Here is a 275-nt window from a genome sequence, read left to right on the forward strand (position 1 = left end):
GGAGACTTTGATCAAGTTCTTCCGTGATATTGCGTACACGCAAGGAAAATCGTTGTTCTACCAAGTGACGGAGACGCTCTTTTTGAGCTTCTGTCAACGGATAGACCGAAACCACACGGGCTTCAAATTCATTTTTAAATTTACTGATTTGTAATTGGACACGCTCAAGGGTTTCAAGAAGCAAATCTGCATGACCATCACGAATAACATCTTCAATCAAGTCATTGATTTGCCAGAAACTAGATTGACGTACCGTCCTTACAAAGTCAGCCTTT

1 protein-coding gene is annotated in these 275 nt (G+C 41.1%); it reads right to left on the minus strand.

The genetic code is table 11. From position 1 onward, the window contains the following. The coding region (locus tag C1E99_RS11320; protein WP_193441811.1) for a F0F1 ATP synthase subunit delta at nt 1–275 on the minus strand (275 nt) is incomplete at both ends.

It is taken from the genome of Streptococcus suis (assembly GCF_002964045.1).
Lineage (GTDB): Bacteria > Bacillota > Bacilli > Lactobacillales > Streptococcaceae > Streptococcus > Streptococcus suis_U.